The sequence below is a fragment of the Staphylococcus simulans genome (assembly GCF_047037175.1).
In the GTDB taxonomy this organism is placed as follows: Bacteria; Bacillota; Bacilli; order Staphylococcales; family Staphylococcaceae; genus Staphylococcus; species Staphylococcus simulans_C.
The window spans coordinates 930,108-949,258 of sequence record NZ_CP178241.1 but is presented as its reverse complement, the minus strand read 5'-3'; the positions used below and the strand labels follow the sequence as shown (position 1 = coordinate 949,258).

Genomic DNA, 19,151 nt, shown 5'->3' with positions numbered 1-19,151 from the left:
ATTAAATGATCACTCAAAATCATGTTAAAGAAATGAAGCGACGATTAAAAATATTTCATACGTTCGAAGATAAGCATATACAATCATTACTCGAACAATCCTATGAAGATATTAAATATCGTTGCCAAGAGTTTGATATGAATGAGAATAATCGTGGAGCTGAGCTTGTGTATGAGCGTACAAGGTACGCTTATAATGATAGTTTAGAGTTTTTCCACGATAACTTTCTAAGCCAAATCACCTCTTTCGCACTTGAAAATATGAAGGAGGTAGATTATGAACAAGAATTATAAACCACCTAAAATAAGTAGTGGAGACTTACGAGTACCCGTTACTTTTTTTCGTATGGTAGAAAATGACGGTCCGTTTCCAGGAAGTAAAAAGAAAAAAGAAGCGTTTACGACGCTATGTGAAGTTTATGAAAGTTCTACGAAAGATTTAGAAAAAACAAACAGTATAACTGGTGTTCATAAAATTACGATTAATTTTAGAAATCCCCATACTGATTATCAAATCAATCACTCAGATACGTTCGAACTGATTTATGGATTGTATGAAAATTCTACATTTAAAATAATCGACTTTGCGCCTAATTCAAGTAATAAAGAAATGATTAAAGTAGTAGGTGTAGCAAATGGCGATTAAATTAAAAGGTATGAAGGAATTGGAACGCGAACTTGAAAATAGATATGGTAAAGCAAAAATGAAACGTATTGTGGATGAAGCTTTAGTTGCTGGTGGTCATGTAATTGTTCAAAAAATCAGAAGCAACTTTGAAAGCTTTAAAGACACAGGCGCTAGTAAAGCTGAAGTAAAATTATCTAAACCTTTCACTTTAAATGGCGTTCGAACTATTAAAATACATTGGAGAGGTCCTAAGGAGCGCTACAGAATTATTCATTTAAATGAATTTGGTACGATCAAGAACCCTAACCCCCGAGGAAAAGGTGCGGTAGAACGTGCTTTAAGAAGTGGTCAAAAGACTTATTTCCAAATTGTTAAACAAAGGTTGAAAAGGGGTTGATACGATTGAGAGATATTTTAATGGAAATTTACAATGTTCTTATTAAGGATGCGTTAGTACAAAAATATGTTAGCAATCGTATTAAGTTTTATGAGTACCCCGAACCGTCAGACATGACAAAACCTTATATTGTAATGAGTGAGATTGATGACACATTACCTGTCGAATATGCTGATAACGATAACCTTGCATTAAGTTATCTAGTACAAATCGATGTATTTGTGCCTGAATCTGAGGAGTATCAAGCATATTTTTTAAGGAATAAAGTAAGCTATCACATTTCACGATTAATGAAAGAACAATTGAAAATGGAAAACACATCAAATGCAAAACCGGAATACGACGAAGAATTAAAAATGTACAGGTCCGCTCGAAGATATGAGGGGACCTTTTATCGTTCTGAATTAAATTTATAGGAGGAATTACAAATGGCAAAAAAATATAATTCATTTACAGGTATTACAGGATTTTACTATATGCCTTTGAATACAGAAGAGGTTTCAGGTGTAACTGACCCTGAACGTATTAAATACTTACAAGAAGTTCAGGTATCAAAAGAACAATCTATTGAAAAAGCATATGGGGATAATAGTGTTGCTGAATTAGCAGTTTCAAATGGAACTGTTGAATTAGAATCTACATTCCACCACTTACCGATTGAAGATAGAGAAGTGTTATTCGGTTTAGATAAATCTGATGATGGTGTGATCGGTGTAGGTAATAATACACCGCCATATGTTGCAGTTATCTTCGAAAAAACAACAGAAACTGGCGCATCTGAATATGTTGGATTGCTTAAAGGTATGTTCACATTCCCTGAAGTTAGTGGACAAACTAAAGAAGATGGTGTCGAATTCTCTCAAGACCAATCTACAGCTGAGTTCATGCCTACAGAAGTTGAAGGCTTTGATAAAGAACAAACAATGCTTCTAGGTCGTGATGAAAAAGGTGTAACTATCATGCGTGATGCGATTTGGAAAAAGGTATTCGGTAAGCCACACCCTAATGCGGCTGTTTCTGAGGAACCTGTTTCATCTGATATCGGAGCATAAATATAAGGAGGATTTAATTAATGGCTAAATATGAAGTATTAAAAACTTTTAAAGATTTACAAGATAACGAGAAATTATACGAAAAAGGTAAGGCATTTCCACGTCCTGCCAACAAAAAAATTGACGAAGAACGTATTCTTGAGCTTTCTTCAAACGACAATCGTCAACGTAAACCACTGATTAAAAAGATTGAAGACTAATTTTGAGGGCATATAGCCCTCTTTTTATTTGCAAATAAAAATTATTATATTAAAAGGAGTTTTACACATGAGTAAAAAAATTAATTTCATTAAACTAGTAGTATTAGATAAAGAAGGTAACGCTAAAGAAGATAAAAATGGTAATTTTGAGGTTGAGACATATTTCACACCTAACTTTATTCCGTTCCGTAAAATTTATGAAGCGACTGACATTATGGAAGGTACTTCTGAAGACGGCAACGAATTAACAGAAAAAGAAATGTTCAAACGTATGACTGATTTTGTAGTAGATGTATATAACAATCAATTTACTAGTGATGATTTGTTAGATCGTTTACATGCACCTGATGCAATTGAAGAGATTCAATCACAAGTACAATTTATTGCTCAAGGTCAAATGGATGAACAAAGAAAAAAGCAATTAGCGAAGATGATTTAAAGAATAAAGTCATCACATGGGCTGATCATAAACAAAATTTAAAAAAAGTAGCGTATGACATGATGAAAGAGGGCGGAAAAGATATCAACGATATCTTGGACATGCCCTTTTCTTTTTTTATGGATGTTATTGAAGATGGCAGGAAGCCAGCCAAATCAGTTGACAAAAAAGACAGCATGTTAGACGCATTCACCAATTTATAAGTAAGGAGGTGGAAATATGGCAGAAAGAATCAAAGGTTTGCAGATTGACCTATCGATGCAGGATATGGGTATTGGCTCGACATTAGCTGGCATTAGGCGCAGCTTTAGACAATTGAATTCTGACTTGAAATTATCAAGTAACAACTTTAAATACTCAGAAAAATCTATGGCAAGTTATAAAAGTAGAATTCGTGAGTTAGATGCTGCGACAAAGCAACAGAGAAATAATGTTAAAGAACTGCGTAATCAATATATTCAAACTGCGAAAGAGCAAGGTGCAAATAGCGCAAAAGCGGTTAGATTGAGAACTGAATATAATAAACAAGCTGATACATTAAATAGACTCGAACACGAGTTAGAACAAACTGTAGATGGTTTCAAAAGATTTCAAAAAGAAGCCCAAGAAGCAGCTAGAGTCTCTAATAGTAGTTTTGGTCGATTAGGTCAAAAGTTTACTGATATCGGACCTAAACTTAACAGTGTTGGAGAATCGATGAAAAATGTCGGTCGTTCCATGTCTATGTATGTTACAGCTCCTATTGTAGCTGGGTTCGGCCTTGCGGCTAAAAAGAGTATTGATTTTGATGATTCAATGCGTAAAGTTAAAGCGACATCGGGCGCTACTGGTGGCGAGTTTCAACAATTAAGAGACAAAGCACTTGAAATGGGTGCTAAAACTAAGTTTAGTGCTAGTGAATCTGCTGACGCTCTGAATTTTATGGCCTTGGCCGGCTGGGATACCAAAGATATGCTAGGTGGTATCGATGGTGTCATGCAGTTAGCAGCTGCATCAGGTGAAGATTTAGGTGCAGTAAGTGACATCGTTACTGACTCGTTAACAGCATTTGGTATGAAAGCTAAAGATAGTGGACGATTTGCAGATGTATTAGCACAGACAAGTTCTAAAGCTAATACCGATGTACGTGGTTTAGGTGAAGCGTTCAAATATGCTGCTCCAGTTGCAGGCGCGTTAGGCTACACTGTGGAAGATACATCAATAGCTATTGGCCTTATGAGTAATGCGGGTATGGATATGCTCGAACACACAGTAATGTGTGCGTAGAAATCGGTGAATTCGGTAGAGGTTAAGGTGATAAAACACTATATTAATACCGAGCCAAGCGTGTGAACGTTCAAATAGTAGCACGAAGGTCTAGAGACTAGATGTTGAGTTAGAACAAACAATAACACATCCACGAGCGCCGATTATCCTAAGGGATAAAGATATAGTCCGACACTCAAAGGAAACTTTGAGATTATAGGGTAAACTCCTATAAATAACTGTTGATAAAAGGTGAAAAAGCTGGTACAGCATTACGTACTATGTTTACAAACTTAGCTAAACCAACAAAAGCTATGCAAAACAAGATGGAAGAGCTAGGTATATCTATTACTGATAGTAACGGTAAAATGCTTCCTATGCGTGACGTAATGGATCAGTTGCGCGGTAAATTCAAAAACTTATCAAAAGACCAACAAGCAAGCGCAGCTGCAACTATCTTTGGTAAAGAAGCAATGAGTGGTGCATTGGCTGTTATAAATGCTTCAGATGAGGACTACAAAAAGTTAACTAAGTCTATTGATAACTCAACAGGTGCTTCTAAACGTATGAGTGACGAAATGGAAGGTGGCATTGGCGGTTCGATTCGAAAAATGAAGTCAGCTATCGAATCAATGGCGATTAGTATAGGTGATGTTCTAGCACCACATATACGTAAAGCCGCTGATTTTCTTGCAATGTTGGCCGATAAGTTCACTAGTATGCCTGGTTGGGTGAAAACCGGAGTAGTAGGATTAGGTATATTCGCTGCAGCTTTAGGTCCTTTAATCTTAACCACAGGGGCGTTTACCGCAGCACTAGGAAGTATTATGACTACAATAGGTCCTGTGATGACAGGTATCACAAAAGCTGGCGGTTTAATGAATTTCCTAGGAACCAAAGCACCGTTTGCTGCTAAAGGTTTAACTTTAGTAGGCGGCGCGTTTAAATTCATGCTTGGTCCAGTAGGCTTAGCAATAGCAGCAATAGCAGCAATCGGTACAGCATTTGTAATTGCTTATAAAAAATCAGAGACATTTAGAAATATTGTTAATGCAGTTATCAATCCAATTAAAAATGCTGTCATCTCTTTGTGGAATGGTATCAAAGATTTTGCTACAGGTATTAAAAATGTATTCAGCGGAGATACCGCAAGTGGATTTAATATATTCAAAAAGATATTACCAAAAGAAGCTGCAACACAACTAACCAGCACTTTGTTAATGATTCGTGGTGCTTTTAGAGAATTCTTCACATTCATAAAAAACACTGCAACAATTTTCGGCGCAGTAATGAGTGCATTTTGGCAACAACATGGTTCGACTATTATTAATGTTTTTAACACTATCAAAAGCGGTGTAGGTTTTATACTGAATGCTTTATTTAATAACATTATTAAACCAGTGTTAACCGGAATCGGTAATATTTTCAAAATAATTTTCGGCGGATTAAAAGCTATAGTTATAAATGTATTTACTGCAATTAGAATGATTGTACAAGGTAACCTTACTGCTATCAGCGGTATCATCAATGTTTTTAAAGGTTTATTTACTGGTAATTTCCGATTAATGTGGGAAGGAATCAAACAAGTATTTAGCGGTGCATTAACCTCTATATTAGGTGTATTCCGCTTAACCTTCGGAAATATATTGATATTCCTAAAAACAAACGGTTTACTGATACTCAATGCTTTAAAAACGGTATGGACGATTATAAAAAACGTAATTGTTGGTTTGGTAACCTTACTAATCAATAGTATAAAATCACGTTTTACTGCTTTGAAAACGATACTGACTGTTATATTTACTGGTATTGCTAACATAGTACGTGTGATATGGACTGGTATAAAATCAGCAGTGTTGTTTATCGTAAATGCTTTAGTTAACGGTATGAAAACTATCTTCAACGGCTTAAAAACTTTCTTCACTAATTTATGGAACGGTATTAAATCAGTAGCGATCACCGTATGGAACGTAATCAAAAATGCAGTCTTAGCTATCATCAGAGCATATGTTAATACTGCTAAAGCCATTTTTAACACGCTTAAAGTTGCGATTGTCGCAATTTGGAACACTATAAAAAGTGTTTCTATTTCCGTGTGGACAGCAATCAAAAACACGGTTATTTCAATTATTAGAAGTTTATCAAATACAATTAGAGCTATTTTTAACGCGATCAAAGCATTCACAAGCGCAGTTTGGAGAGCAATAAAAACAACTGTGATAAGTTTAGCTAAAGGACTTTACAACGGTGTTAAAAATGCATTCAACGCGTTAAAATCAGCAATCACATCAATTTTTAATGCGGTCAAATCGTTCTTATTCAGAATTTGGAGCGCTATTAAATCGAAAATTTCAAGCTTAGTACAGGCTTTGAGAAACTATGTTGTAAATAGGTTTACGAGTCTAAAAGAAGGCGTGACAAACGCAACGAACAGAGCTAAATCAGCACTTATCAACGCTTGGCAGACAATCAAGTCTAAAATCAGCGGCATTGCACAATCCTTAAAAGATAAAGTCATGGGTACTTTCAATAAAATGAAAGATGGATTGTCAAACATCATCGGAAAAATCAAAGGTTTTATCGGTGGTATGGTTAAATCAGTCAAAGAAGGTTTAAACAAGCTGATTAAAGGTGTGAACTGGGTCGGCGATAAACTCGGCATGGATAAATTGCCGGAAATCAAGTTATCAAGAGGTACAACATCAACACATACACGTAATGTTGTTACTAACGGTAAAATCAATCGCCCTACTTTAGCTACAGTTAATGATAAAGGACCTGGTAATGGTAGCGGACCTAATGGTCACAGAGAGATTATCAGACGTGCTAATGGTACAATGTTCAGTCCTAAAGGAAAAAATGTCACAATGCCGCTCAACAAAGGCGATAGCGTATTAAGCGGTCGTCAAACGCAAACTTTACAAAAAATGGGCCATGTACCTCAATTCAGTAAAGGTACTGGTTTAGACTTAGTCGCCGGCGGTAAGAAAGCGAAAAAACATAAACATAAAGAAAATATCTTCGGTGACGTAGCAGACGGTGCAAAAGCTGCAATGGGTAAAGTTGTAGACGGCGGTAAAGCGGTTGTCAGTACCGCACTTCAAAAAGCAGGTCAAGGTACAAAATGGCTGAAAGATAAAGTCGGTGATGTACTTGACTGGATAGATAAGCCAGGTAAATTATTAGACCATGTTTTAAATGCATTTGGCGTTAACTTTGACTTTGTTAAAGGCGATTTACCTAAAAAAATGATGGGCGCGATGTTCAAAAAACTGAAATCTGCAGCTATTAAAACGTTTGAGTCATGGTTTGAAGAATCCGGCGGCGGTGAAGGCGGTTGGGTAGACATCAGCAAAGGTGTCAACTTCCCGTTCAGCCCAAATGGTAGAGCGCCAGGTTACCCATTCCCTTATCCACATATGGGTGTTGACTTAAACTATGTGAATGAAAAACTTTACTCTACACATAGCGGTACAGCAACAGCTAAGACAGGATATAACGGCGGATTCGGCAACATGGTATCTATTATGTCCGGCATTTATGAGATTATCTATGGTCACATGAGCAAACACGCTTTTAGCGGTAGTAAAAAAGTTAAACCAGGTACTTATCTAGGTATGTCTGGTAACACTGGTATGTCATCTGGTCCCCATCTGCATTATGAGATGCGTAAAAACGGTAAACCTATCGACCCTATGCCTTTCCTTAGAGGCCAAACAAAAGGCGGCGGTAAATCAGGAGGTTCACGCGCGGCAAGCAAGTGGAGACCTGAAATAGTCAAGGCTTTAAAAGCTAACGGTTTACCTACAAGCAGTAATTATGTGAACGCTTGGATTAGACAAGTTCAATCTGAGTCCGGTGGTAACGCAGGCGCAAGACAACAAGTTCAAGATATAAACAGTGGTCCGAACGCAGCTAGAGGATTATTACAAGTTATACCGACAACGTTCGCTGCAAATAAGCTGCCTGGTCACGGTAACATTATGAATGGTTTAGATAATGCAATGGCTGCTATCAACTATGCTAAAAAACGTTACGGCAGAACAGGTATGTTGCAAGTAATCGGACATGGTCATGGTTACGCAAGTGGCGGATTGATTAACACAGAAGGTTGGTACAACTTGGCCGAAGGCGGTTATCCAGAATGGGTAATTCCTACTGACCCTAGCAGACGTAGTGACGCCATGAAATTATTAGCACTTGCAGCGCAAGACATTCAAAGCGGACGAAGCAATAACAAACGTCCTAATAATTTAAAAACACCAAGCACTAACAACAGTAGTGACAACACAGAATTGTTACTACAAATGATTGAGAATCAACAGAAACAAATCAATGTTTTAATGCAGATTGCACGCAGTAATAATGATATTGCTAACAAAGACATGAATGTACAATTAGATGGACGTTCATTAAACCGTAACAATAACAAACAGCAAGCAATCAATATGCAGACGCAATTAATGAGAGGGTGATAAGTATTGGGATTTAAATTATACGACCCTGATATGAATGAACTAAAATTTCCAGTCGGCGTAAAGCCACTGGATTTTTTAGTTTCATCAATTTCAAAAGAAAGAATAACTGAAAAAGTAGAAGGCATACCTGGGCAAATCGATTATGGTTTTAACTATTCAGACAGAGAGGCAAGCATGACTTTTTGGTTGAGACATTATCACGCTGAACATGATTTTTTACTGCTAGTCTCTGAATTAAACGAATTTTTGGATAGTCAACCATTCTTTTATGTAGCGCATAATTATCTGCCGACAAGAGTCATCAAAATAACAGTAGATGAAAATTATCAACCGGACAGGATACTTGGCAGTATGTACGCTAAGTTAGAAGTTAAATGTAATGTTTCTGGCTTGCCTTTTTGGAGAACGCAATACACAACACAAAACTTACAAAAAGATGGATATAACGCGGTTGTTAAAAAGTATGGTTTAGCAGACGGTGTTCACATTGATTATTTGAACTATACCCCAACAACAAACGAATTTAGTATTTGGAACGGCGGTAATGTAACAATCGACCCGCGTAATATGTTTTTGAATATCAGATTTTTATATGCAACTAGTAATGGTACTGTAACTTTAGAAAATTTGACCACGGGTGAAAAATTTGAATTTTATCGACAATTTTCTAACACACATCTTAATTTATTCGGTGCAAAAGTGATGTTGGGTACAACTAACTGGCTGAGGGAGAGCAACAGGAAATTCATTAGTCTAGTACCAGGTGAAAATAAATTTAAAGTTTCAAATGTAACACATCAAGGAATCTCATTCGAGTTTCCTTTTTATTTTAAATAAGGAAGTGACATAAATGAATTTAAAGCGTTCTGACGTATTTTGGGATAGAACGAATTTGAATAATATCAATGATAACTGGGCGACAATCGAAAAATTGCTGACAGATTTTCAAATATTTATAGATAGTATGAATAATAAAATGGCTGAACCAACAGACGGTTCAGTGACAACAGGTAAAATTGCTGATAAATCTGTAACTTATAATAAATTAGTAGATCAATACAATTCGGCAAGAGTGCTGCAATCAGGTGAAGATGTAACTAAGATAAATCAAGAAGGTTTATATTTTATTTCTTCAAACACATCTTATGTCGGTGTCCCTGATGCGGTCAATACTGCAGTGTTCAGCGGTATATTGAGAGTTTCCGCGTATAGTCAATATCACTATGCTCAAGAGATTCATGATTTAAATAACAATGGTATTGTGTATACACGTATTGTAAAAAATAATGTCAATACAGCATGGAAAGCATACTCGGACGATGAAAAAGTAAAGGTATTATCTAATGAACAAACCAATAATAAATTGATGTACAACTTGAATGTTTTTGAAAAGTATGCGAATGAAGTTATACCAGACAAAAATATCGCTTACGCTAATGCTATACAAGATATTAGAGTGGAAGGTATCGACCCTAAAACACCTGTTAAAATTTGGACGCTATCTCGAGCGTTTGGCGCATGGAATTATAGAATTATCTTAGGTAAAAAAGAAGATGGTGTATGGTCTACATTGCTTGATACAGGAACAAACTTTACAGTGACAGAAAATCCTATAGGTGCTACAGATGTGGTCTATGAGAAAAACGGTATTAAATTGACTGCTAGAATCGACTATAATGTTATTCCTGAGAATGATAGAATTTTAGACCACTCCGCAGTGACAAATGAGCCTTACTTTATTATTCGACCGGAAAAAGTCGGCAGTGTTGCAACTGGTGGCGGTACTGCTTATAATCAATCTCTAAATACAACTGACAATGTACAATTTGCAAGTATTAAGACAGATGCATTAGATGTAACTGGCACTATGCCTTCAGGTACATTATCTGCACCACCTTCTGTAAATAAAGGCGATATGTGGTTAGATACTACTGATTCTGCTACACACCCGACTGTGAGAGTGATGCTATGATTTACAAAGGTGTTAAAAAATATCCTGAAATGATTAAAGCAGTTACACCTACACAGCACAAATACGGTGCAGATTTAACTTGGTCTTCACATACGGATACATTCAGACCTACTTTAGATGGGCATGGCATAGATTTTGAAATAAATGCTTTTAAGTATAACTTAAATGGCACAATGTTACTTAATCATCAAACAGATAAGATTTATGAAGATGAAATCAAAAAAACATTAGGTACTGGCGTATTAGACGCTGGTGCTTATTTTAGAGCAGCAGAAGAATTACAACCTCAAATTGATTGGTTAGTAAAAGTGTTAGGTAAAAAACCGTCTTACTGGAGTTACGCATATGGCCAACGTGATCATGATGATTTTGTTTTAGCAAATGGATTAGTTTCAAGATTATCCAGTGATAAAGGTTTCAGTTACGATTTCAACGATAGACTGGGACATCCTAATTCGTCGCTATTTAATTACAATATCAGAGATTTAGATATGGCTACTGCATTAAACAACAGCAAAACTAACTTACAAAAAGCAATTGATATCAAAGGTTGGTTCAATGATTTTAGTCATTGGCATTGGGCAGAATTTTATGGCGATAAAAACCAATGGGCACAGTTTATGGAAAATCAGAAAGCATTATTAAATAACGTGAACTATGTATCTTTAGGCGCAAGTGAAGCAGTTGAGTACATGTGGCTACGTAAACAATTCAAACGCGGAGGTTTATATGAAGATAATGGCGAGTTAGTTTTATTATGCGAAACAATCAACGCTGAACAACTACCTTATCAAAGTATAGACACTACTTTAAGCGTGGAAGTTGATACGACAGGTACAGTTTTAGAAGGTAAAGACATCACAAGCAATACACAGATATTAAAAACAGGTACAAATCAATATATTGTGCAAGTACCGTACAAGAAGATGAGCGGTTTCAGTGCAGTCAGATTGAAAGCAACAACCACACCTGAATATACAACAAGGGACATACCGCAAGTTTTGACTAAAACGTTAAGCGGAACAATTTTGACAGTCACAACAGATATAAGAACAAAACTAGCAGTGTTTACAACTGCGACAGATGCAGAACTTTATACTGCAAGTGTTGCAGGAAGAAGCAACAACTTAAAAACAACACACACAGTAGATATTGGTGATGTATCTGGCAAAGATGTCTACATTGGTGTCAACAGTTCAACGAAGCAAAGCGCATTAATTAAATTGTAGGGAGGTGTCAGTTTGATTAACACCTATATCAGAAGCAATTATGAAAACATTTATGTAGATGGTGAATCAGTTGGTGATGGTTGGTATCCAGACGGTGCTGCAGGAACATGGGTAGCAAATGACAAAGTTTATACAACAAAACCTAAACGTACTGATTATTTAGTCGGAGGATTTTTGACAATCCGCAATTATACGACTAATTCATTTTATATGACTTTTTGGGATGTAAACGGTAATTTCATTTCTACACGAACAGCATACGTAACAAATGGTTTATATTATTTTGACTCTATACCGACAAATGCAAATGACGTATCATTCACTTTTTGGAAAGATACGTCAGGTATTGAAATTAATAAAATAGGTAAAAGTTATGCCCTTGATGCTGCGCTAAAACATGAACAGGAACTTAACGGGGATGAACGAATTGATTTAGAGATTGAATATACTGAAAATAATGCAGAATTTTTATCTCAAAATATTGATTTGAATATGTGGATTATTGAATATGATAATAAAGAGTATGTCATTATCAATGAAGAGAGACAAGGTTACGGACAACATCAAAAGGCAAGTTGTACAGCGATTTTATATCAGTTGTTCAGATTAAATACAGACAGAGTTTATCAACGTTATGACGAAAGTTTGACCACTACAGAAGCATACAACATTGTATTTTCGGCGACACCTTTTACTTATGTAGTTGTTGATGCAGCACCTTCATCAAGATTTGAAGGATTAGGTGATGGCGACAGTAAACTCGAAGTATTTAAAAAATTGATTGATCGTTACGGACATGAATTTAAAATTGTCGGTAACGTGTTTTATTTATACTCAAAAATCGGAAATGATACGAATTTTGAATTTAGATATAAAATCAATGCAAGCAATATCAAAAAAAGTATCAATGCAGAAAATATGTACACATACATCAGAGGTTATGCAGATTTTTCAGATGATAATGAGGGCGAAGGCAGTACACCTATTTCAGAAAAAGCGAAAATTAAACGGGAATATATCTCTCCTCTCGCTAAATTCTTAGGTAAATTGCACGCGCCTATGTGGCATGATGGACGTGTAAAATATGCAAGTGTTGTCGATAAAACGATTAAAAAAATTGTAGATGATTCATTGGAAATCTCATTCACAGCAGACATTGTCGATATGAGCGAGCAAGGATACGATTATCAGAATGCGCAAGTCGGGGACAGAGTGTTTTTAGTTGACGAACGTATCGGATTAGATAGAGAAATCAGAGTTGTAAAGATTGTGAAAGAAGTTGATGCCAACGGGAATCTATTAAAATTTGATATTACGTTCGGCACTGGAAATGTCACAGATAAGTACGAATCTAAGTTAAGTACAGCAGTAAAAGACATCAACGATATTATGGAAGGCAATAAAGCGATTCCGTTTTTTGCTTTAGGTGATATTGCACGTTCTATGGTTACAAAAATAAGCAATACATCAAGTGAATTAGTATTTGATACAAATGGTATTCATGCCATTGATAAGACCAATCCAAACAATATAGTCACTATGAACAGCAGTGGTTGGTATCTCTCTACTGACGGTGGTGCGACAGGTAAAACTGCGTTAACTGCAGAAGGTATTGTTGCAGATACAATTACAACAGGAAACCTTTTAACATCTATGGTCAACATTGTTGGTCGTAACGGCTTAATGTACATGGATGGCGATGAGTTTGTTGCAAAAAGTAATGTAGATAAACGTAAAACAGTAATCAGTCCTAGCGGTATAACAATCACTCGTCCTGACGGTGCTGCATGGGTTGAAAATGGCATGTTCAAATCAGCTATGGATATTCAAATGGCAATGCCTCAACCTATTTCTGCAGGTGTAGAAATAAAAGGGAGTTATTATGTTACGGCAAATACAGAAAAATCTTATGTTGAAGAGTATTTCTTTCAACACAAAGCACGTTATTTACACATACTAGGACGTGCTAAAATGAAACATTCAACTTCTTCTAAATATAATGGACAAGTGTTTGTAGAAAACCCTTCTGACGGCGGTGTTGGTATTGTAGGTACGCAAGTTGTGCCTGGAACAGATGTAGTAAGCGACAGTGGAAACGAAGCCGGTACTTTAATTGATATCACAATTGATCTAGGCGTACCGACGTATGGATATAAACACTTTTATATCTTAATAAAATCAGCAAGCGGAAATTCAGAAATATTCTTCAGACGCTCGCTTGTTGAATTAAAAGATTAGGAGGAAGATATATGTGGGTTTTATTTTTGAAAATGATTAATGGACAATATGAAGTAGTACAAGGCGGATATAATATTGTTCCTACACAAGTTTATGATAAAGTATTGCCGACCACAGAAAGAATTGCGAAACAATTGGAAAAAGTTTACTTTGATGGCGAAAGATTGAGAGTTAAGGATGGAGAAGAGTTGTTGCCTTTGGAATCGTTAACTATAGAAGCACCAGAAACTATAGCGACGGATAAAATTGCAACAGAAATATATGATATTGAGGAATCGCAGTCGCATTGATTGCGGTTCTTTATTTTATAGAAAGCAGGTGAATCAATGAAAAGAACAGACTTAGGAGAATCACTCGCTTTTGTGATGATTGCGGGGTTTGCAATTTTTACGTTTATGAGAGGGCTTTTCTGGTTTGTCGAATCAGAAAAAGTAATCTCGGATTCAGAATTTTATTCAGCTTTGAATGATGTGATGCCTATTTGGATATGGGGGTTATTGTTAATGATTGTCGCAATAATTCTATTCGCGGCAGCATGGTTGATACCGAGGTATCGTTTGACGAACACATGCCAAATATTTTTAATTGTGGGCGGTATCGGTGCATCGATTATTTATTTTTTAATGGCAAGCGCAAGTATATACAATGCAATAAACTGGTTGACATGGGCGCAATTTGCGGTATTGACTGCTAAAAGCGGCGGTATGGCGTTTATCGGAGGCATGATGCTCAATGGCAAACGCAAATGAATATCTGGCAAAACATGAATTCGAAGCTGCTAAGAATAAGATATACGAACGCATCAATGATAATGACCGTAAGCATACAGAAGCAATCAACACGTTAGAAAAGACGGTCAATCGGCAAATATCCTTACAAGAGCGCTCTTTCGAATCACAAGAGCGTTCTGAGAAGCATTTAGAAAAGCTGAGTGGAACAATGGAACGTTTAGGCGATGAAGTGATTGATATTAAATATAAAGTCAAATCACATGATGACACCTTGCATAATGTCCAAAGCGTCATTTCTGAAAAGCAAAAAGGCAACACACAGATAGGTGTCGCAATTATATCAGGCGTAGTTGCGGTTATCGTTGCGGCATTTGGATTTGCACAAGTATTTTTCTAAGTCGGCGCACTGCGTCGGCTTTTTACTATATGGAGGGATTTTATGAATTGGAAATTAAGAATTAAAAATAAAACAGTATTAGGTGGGTTAATCGGCGCTTTACTATTATTCATTAAACAAGTCACAGAACTATTCGGATTAGACTTGTCTACACAATTAGAACAAGTGAGTGCCTTAGCGGGTACAATTATTACTTTACTTGTCGGTTTAGGTGTTATTGTAGATCCGACAAGTAAAGGTATAAAAGACAGTGGTATTGTACAGACATATACAAAACCTAGAGATAGTAATAATACAGATGAGATGGTTCAGTGGCAGAATCAAACGCATGTACCTGAAGTGCAACAATTTCAGCCTAAAACATACGATACAACACAGCCTTTCACCGATGATTTGGATGAAATCGGATTTGATGTGAATGAATATGAACATGGAGGTGTTTCAAATGACAGCAACACTGACTAAGAACGAAGCAATCGCTTATATTAATGAATTAAAAGGCAAAGGGTGGGACTTCGACGGCGTTTATGGATTAACTAACTAGTCCATGTAAAAGCCTTTGAATTGCTGGAAAACCCTAACGTATAAGACGAGGGCAATCAGCAGCGAAGCCTATATGGTAACAGTATAGGAACGTTCAACGACTAAGTATCGCTAATTGGCGGACAGCGGAGGCTATTCCTGATGACTTAGCTTTATCCTTATAGTATAATTAAGATAACTCATATAGAAAGGTTGTTTTGATTATAGGAGGAATTAGAGCGAAAGTCGGCGAAGTTTATAATGGTATTGAAATATTGGAGTTTTCTCATGTTGATAAAAATGGGAAACGGAGATTTAAAGTTAAATGTCCGTATTGCGAAAATGAATTTATTACCTTAGGTACAGTTATCGTAAAAGGTAGAACAAAATCTTGTGGATGTTTAAGTAAAAAACTAGCATCAGAAAGATTAAAAAAACATGGCTATTCTGGAACTCATATTCATAGAGTTTGGAAGGGTATGAAGTCGAGATGTAGAGATAAATCTTATCATGCATACGATAGATATGGTGGCCGCAATATAAAAGTTTGTGATGAATGGGATAAAGATTTCATGAATTTTTATAATGATATGGCACCAAGTTATTTTGAAGGTGCGGAGTTAGATAGAATTAACAACAATGATGATTATAAACCTTCAAATTGTAGATGGGTAACACATAAAGAAAATAGCAACAATAGAGCAAAATACAACAATAATAGTGGTTATACTGGTGTTCATTTTGGAAAGAAAAACCAAACCTATCAAGTGAATTTAAGCCATAACAGAAAAATTATTTATATCGGAAGTTATAAAACTTTAGAAGAAGCAGTTAATGCAAGAAAAAAATTCATTATTGAATTTAATGCTAAGCACAATACCAATTATAAATATGAAGAATATCAGGGATAATGATATAGTCTAGTCTTGCGTGAAAGCGTAAGGCTCTTTTTTAGAGCTATTTAATGTTATACAAGCGTAGTAAGAAATTATTACAGGGAAAGGCATTAAATATAATGTAACGGGCAATGTTTTGATCTAGCTAATATGTACTGGTATAAATTATTCGGACATGGTCTTAAAGGCATCGGTGCTGCGGACATTCCTAACGCTAATAATTTTGATGGAGAAGCTGTCATTTATCCTAATACACCTTCATTTAAAGCAGAACCAGGGGACGTTGTTATTTTCAATAGAAGTTACGGCGGAGGTTATGGTCATGTCGCTATTGTTACGAACGGAAATATCGACGGCAACTATAATACTTTTCAATCACTCGACCAAAACTGGTGGGGCGGCGGTATGGCCAAAACAGAAGTCGCTCAGCATATCAATCATAATTATGACTTTCCTATGTGGTTCATCCGCCCCAATTTCAAAACGGCAACAGCAACACGTTCAGCACAATCACCTACACAAAGTATTAAAAAAGCTAATTCTAAAAAGAAAGCAAAACCGGTTAAATTAAACATTGTCAAAGATGTAGTAAAAGGGTACAACTTACCTAAGCGTGGATATAACCCAAAAGGGATTGTCATACACAATGACGCAGGAAGCAAAGGGGCAACTGCACAAGCGTATAGAAATGGCCTAGTCAATGCGCCATTATCGAGACTTGAGGCAGGTATTGCCCACAGTTATGTCTCGGGAAATACTATTTGGCAAGCGTTAGATGAATCGCAAGTCGGTTGGCATACTGCTAACCAATACGGCAACAAAAATTATTACGGTATTGAGGTCTGTCAGTCAATAGGAGCAGATGATAAAACGTTCTTAAAAAATGAACAAGCCACTTTCCAAGAATGTGCAAGACTATTGAAGAAGTGGGGGTTACCTGCTAATAGAAATACTATCAGACTACACAATGAATTTACATCTACATCTTGCCCACACAGAAGCGCCGAGCTCCACACAGGGTTTAATCCAGTCACGCAAGGGTTATTGCCTAAAGATAAGCAATTGAAGCTTAAAGACTACTTCATTAAGCAAATCAGAGCTTATATGAACGGTAAAGTACCTGTTGCTACAGTTACTCAAGGTACAAGCGCATCAAGCAACACGGTAAAACCAGTTGCAGGCGCTTGGAGACGTAATAGTTATGGTACTTATTATATGGAAGAAAAAGCGCGGTTTACGAACGGTAACCAGCCGATTATGGCGCGAACTGTCGGTCCATTCACAAGTTGTCCACATGCTTATGACTTCCAACCTGGCGGATATTGTGATTATGACGAGGTGATGCTGCAAGATGGTTATGTGTGGATTGGCTATGACTGGCAAGGACAGCGATATTATTTGCCAATCCGTACATGGAACGGTGCAGCACCGCCAAATCATGGAGTAGGCGACCTTTGGGGTAGTATTAGTTAAATAAATATGTTATTTTAAATACATGTTGTTATTGTTATTTGCATGAATTGATACTATATTATGAGTTCATGGATTGTGATGTCCATAATTGAGGGTTGCCTATGGGTAGCCCTCTTTTTTATGCAATTATGTTGTTTTTCTTTGACCTAAGTGATAAAATTCGTGAAAAGTATAACTTAGGTTGTCAAAAACCGGAGTATATGTATAAGTTTTTCGCTATAATATAAGTACAGAAATAACCTTTAAGGTTGTAAGTCTTGTGTAAATACATAAGACTGAGTTGTTACATGAAAGAACAAGACCCACCTGTTAAGTTAGGTGGGTTTTTTCTTTTGCACGTGTCAAACGCGTGTCAATTTAGTTCTGTTTCTTTCGTTTTCGTTCTAAAATAAAACGCTACAAATGCGATAGTTCTGGGATTTTCGGTCACCTTCTAAAATGTGTAAATTCCCTCACTCTCCGTTTTAACTCAATATAGCTGCTTTATTTTACTCTAATTTCTTGGATATCAAGGGGTTAGAGTTTTTTTGTTGAAAAATCTTTTTATTTTAAAGATTAGCATGAGGTAAAAGGGTCCTATGTATACTGTTTGAAAGCGCTCATGACTGTATTTTTGGCATAAGGAAATAATGTTATAATATATACAATATAAACATATAGTTTTCTTTGATAGTAGGGGTGATAACCATTTTTAATAAATTATATTCAATGAATCATGCAAACAAAAATGATGAAGCTCATACGATTGCACCGAATAATAATGACGTTGTTTTGATGTCTGAATCTGATCAAAGTGCAATCAACGAAACACTTTATTTACAACAGAATCCTGCCAACGCGGCACATTTAAAACAATCAATGGAACAATTGGAAAAAGGACATGCAGTACAGTTGAAATTTGATGAGTAATTGAAACATAACCTTTCTTATGCATCATTTGAACTTTATAAGAATTGGAAGCGCAAGATAAAAAGATATGGAAAAAAATCAATGTATTGATTAAGCGTATTGAAAGAGATGGCATGTTAGATGGAATGGGGGGTTAGGCTAAAAGGTTAAAAGGACAATTCCATGGTTGGTATAGTAGACGAATCACACAAGAGCATAGATTAGTTTATAAAGTGTCTAGTGAATCTATATTAGTTGCTTCTTGTAAATATCATTATGAATAAAAGTAGGAGTATTCATGCCTATTCAAGTTGAATGATTCAAAAGGAGAGTTCATGCCTGTTAAAAGTTGAATATTTAAAATAAA

20 protein-coding genes and 2 pseudogenes are annotated in these 19,151 nt (G+C 36.1%); all 22 read left to right on the top strand.

Annotation, left to right across the window (positions count from 1 at the left end; translation table 11 throughout):
* Positions 1 to 5: 5 nt before the first annotated feature.
* The 22 genes and pseudogenes from ACFCT9_RS04515 (at position 6) to ACFCT9_RS04410 (ending at position 19,068) form a co-directional block, all read left to right on the top strand.
* Complete coding sequence (locus ACFCT9_RS04515; RefSeq protein WP_412521240.1) at positions 6 to 293, top strand: phage gp6-like head-tail connector protein; 288 nt, start codon at positions 6 to 8, stop codon at positions 291 to 293.
* Positions 277 to 645: a hypothetical protein gene (locus ACFCT9_RS04510; protein ID WP_412521238.1), complete on the top strand. Its 369-nt coding sequence runs from the start codon at positions 277 to 279 to the stop codon at positions 643 to 645. The genes ACFCT9_RS04515 and ACFCT9_RS04510 overlap by 17 nt, the downstream gene beginning before the upstream one ends.
* Positions 635 to 1,024 (top strand): HK97 gp10 family phage protein, encoded by a 390-nt coding sequence (locus tag ACFCT9_RS04505; protein ID WP_107596105.1) that lies wholly within the window; start codon positions 635 to 637, stop codon positions 1,022 to 1,024. The genes ACFCT9_RS04510 and ACFCT9_RS04505 overlap by 11 nt, the downstream gene beginning before the upstream one ends.
* A gap of 5 nt (positions 1,025 to 1,029) precedes the next feature.
* A complete protein-coding gene (locus tag ACFCT9_RS04500) occupies positions 1,030 to 1,440 on the top strand; it encodes a hypothetical protein (RefSeq protein WP_412521236.1) in 411 nt (136 codons plus the stop codon).
* 12 nt (positions 1,441 to 1,452) lie between these two features.
* Positions 1,453 to 2,076, top strand: a complete 624-nt coding sequence (locus ACFCT9_RS04495; protein ID WP_412521234.1) for a major tail protein — start codon at positions 1,453 to 1,455, stop codon at positions 2,074 to 2,076.
* 20 nt (positions 2,077 to 2,096) lie between these two features.
* Positions 2,097 to 2,276: a hypothetical protein gene (locus tag ACFCT9_RS04490; protein WP_057510402.1), complete on the top strand. Its 180-nt coding sequence runs from the start codon at positions 2,097 to 2,099 to the stop codon at positions 2,274 to 2,276.
* A gap of 67 nt (positions 2,277 to 2,343) precedes the next feature.
* On the top strand, positions 2,344 to 2,715 hold the full coding sequence (gene gpG, locus ACFCT9_RS04485) for a phage tail assembly chaperone G (protein WP_057510401.1): 372 nt from the start codon (positions 2,344 to 2,346) through the stop codon (positions 2,713 to 2,715).
* Positions 2,716 to 2,774: 59 nt separating this feature from the next.
* Entirely contained in the window at positions 2,775 to 2,918 is a 144-nt protein-coding gene (gene gpGT, locus ACFCT9_RS04480; RefSeq protein ID WP_199219585.1) for a phage tail assembly chaperone GT, read from the top strand.
* Between the two features lie 16 nt (positions 2,919 to 2,934).
* Positions 2,935 to 3,948 (top strand): annotated as a pseudogene (locus ACFCT9_RS04475) (phage tail tape measure protein); the annotation flags it as partial.
* 293 nt (positions 3,949 to 4,241) lie between these two features.
* Entirely contained in the window at positions 4,242 to 8,435 is a 4,194-nt protein-coding gene (locus tag ACFCT9_RS04470; protein ID WP_412521232.1) for a phage tail tape measure protein, read from the top strand.
* Positions 8,436 to 8,441: 6 nt separating this feature from the next.
* The gene (locus ACFCT9_RS04465; protein ID WP_412521231.1) at positions 8,442 to 9,275 is read left to right on the top strand and encodes a phage tail domain-containing protein; all 834 of its coding nucleotides are present in this window, start codon (positions 8,442 to 8,444) and stop codon (positions 9,273 to 9,275) included.
* Between the two features lie 13 nt (positions 9,276 to 9,288).
* Positions 9,289 to 10,410, top strand: a complete 1,122-nt coding sequence (locus tag ACFCT9_RS04460; protein WP_412521229.1) for a hypothetical protein — start codon at positions 9,289 to 9,291, stop codon at positions 10,408 to 10,410.
* Positions 10,407 to 11,639, top strand: a complete 1,233-nt coding sequence (locus ACFCT9_RS04455; protein WP_412521227.1) for a hypothetical protein — start codon at positions 10,407 to 10,409, stop codon at positions 11,637 to 11,639. Before ACFCT9_RS04460 ends, ACFCT9_RS04455 begins: the two co-directional genes overlap by 4 nt.
* 12 nt (positions 11,640 to 11,651) lie before the next feature.
* Entirely contained in the window at positions 11,652 to 13,877 is a 2,226-nt protein-coding gene (locus ACFCT9_RS04450; RefSeq protein WP_412521226.1) for a phage tail protein, read from the top strand.
* A gap of 11 nt (positions 13,878 to 13,888) precedes the next feature.
* A complete protein-coding gene (locus ACFCT9_RS04445; protein WP_107596089.1) occupies positions 13,889 to 14,167 on the top strand; it encodes a hypothetical protein in 279 nt (92 codons plus the stop codon).
* 36 nt (positions 14,168 to 14,203) lie between these two features.
* Positions 14,204 to 14,626: a hypothetical protein gene (locus ACFCT9_RS04440; protein WP_412521224.1), complete on the top strand. Its 423-nt coding sequence runs from the start codon at positions 14,204 to 14,206 to the stop codon at positions 14,624 to 14,626.
* Positions 14,610 to 15,005 (top strand): hypothetical protein, encoded by a 396-nt coding sequence (locus tag ACFCT9_RS04435; protein WP_107603752.1) that lies wholly within the window; start codon positions 14,610 to 14,612, stop codon positions 15,003 to 15,005. Before ACFCT9_RS04440 ends, ACFCT9_RS04435 begins: the two co-directional genes overlap by 17 nt.
* 42 nt (positions 15,006 to 15,047) lie before the next feature.
* The gene (locus tag ACFCT9_RS04430) at positions 15,048 to 15,470 is read left to right on the top strand and encodes a phage holin (RefSeq protein WP_412521222.1); all 423 of its coding nucleotides are present in this window, start codon (positions 15,048 to 15,050) and stop codon (positions 15,468 to 15,470) included.
* A gap of 275 nt (positions 15,471 to 15,745) precedes the next feature.
* Positions 15,746 to 16,438 (top strand): AP2 domain-containing protein, encoded by a 693-nt coding sequence (locus tag ACFCT9_RS04425; RefSeq protein WP_412521221.1) that lies wholly within the window; start codon positions 15,746 to 15,748, stop codon positions 16,436 to 16,438.
* A 114-nt stretch (positions 16,439 to 16,552) separates the two neighbouring features.
* Positions 16,553 to 17,896: pseudogene (locus tag ACFCT9_RS04420) on the top strand (SH3 domain-containing protein); the annotation flags it as partial.
* 708 nt (positions 17,897 to 18,604) lie between these two features.
* Positions 18,605 to 18,805, top strand: a complete 201-nt coding sequence (locus tag ACFCT9_RS04415) for a type II toxin-antitoxin system Phd/YefM family antitoxin (RefSeq protein WP_412521219.1) — start codon at positions 18,605 to 18,607, stop codon at positions 18,803 to 18,805.
* A 182-nt stretch (positions 18,806 to 18,987) separates the two neighbouring features.
* Complete coding sequence (locus tag ACFCT9_RS04410) at positions 18,988 to 19,068, top strand: type II toxin-antitoxin system YoeB family toxin (RefSeq protein WP_412521616.1); 81 nt, start codon at positions 18,988 to 18,990, stop codon at positions 19,066 to 19,068.
* The last annotated feature ends 83 nt before the right edge of the window (positions 19,069 to 19,151 follow it).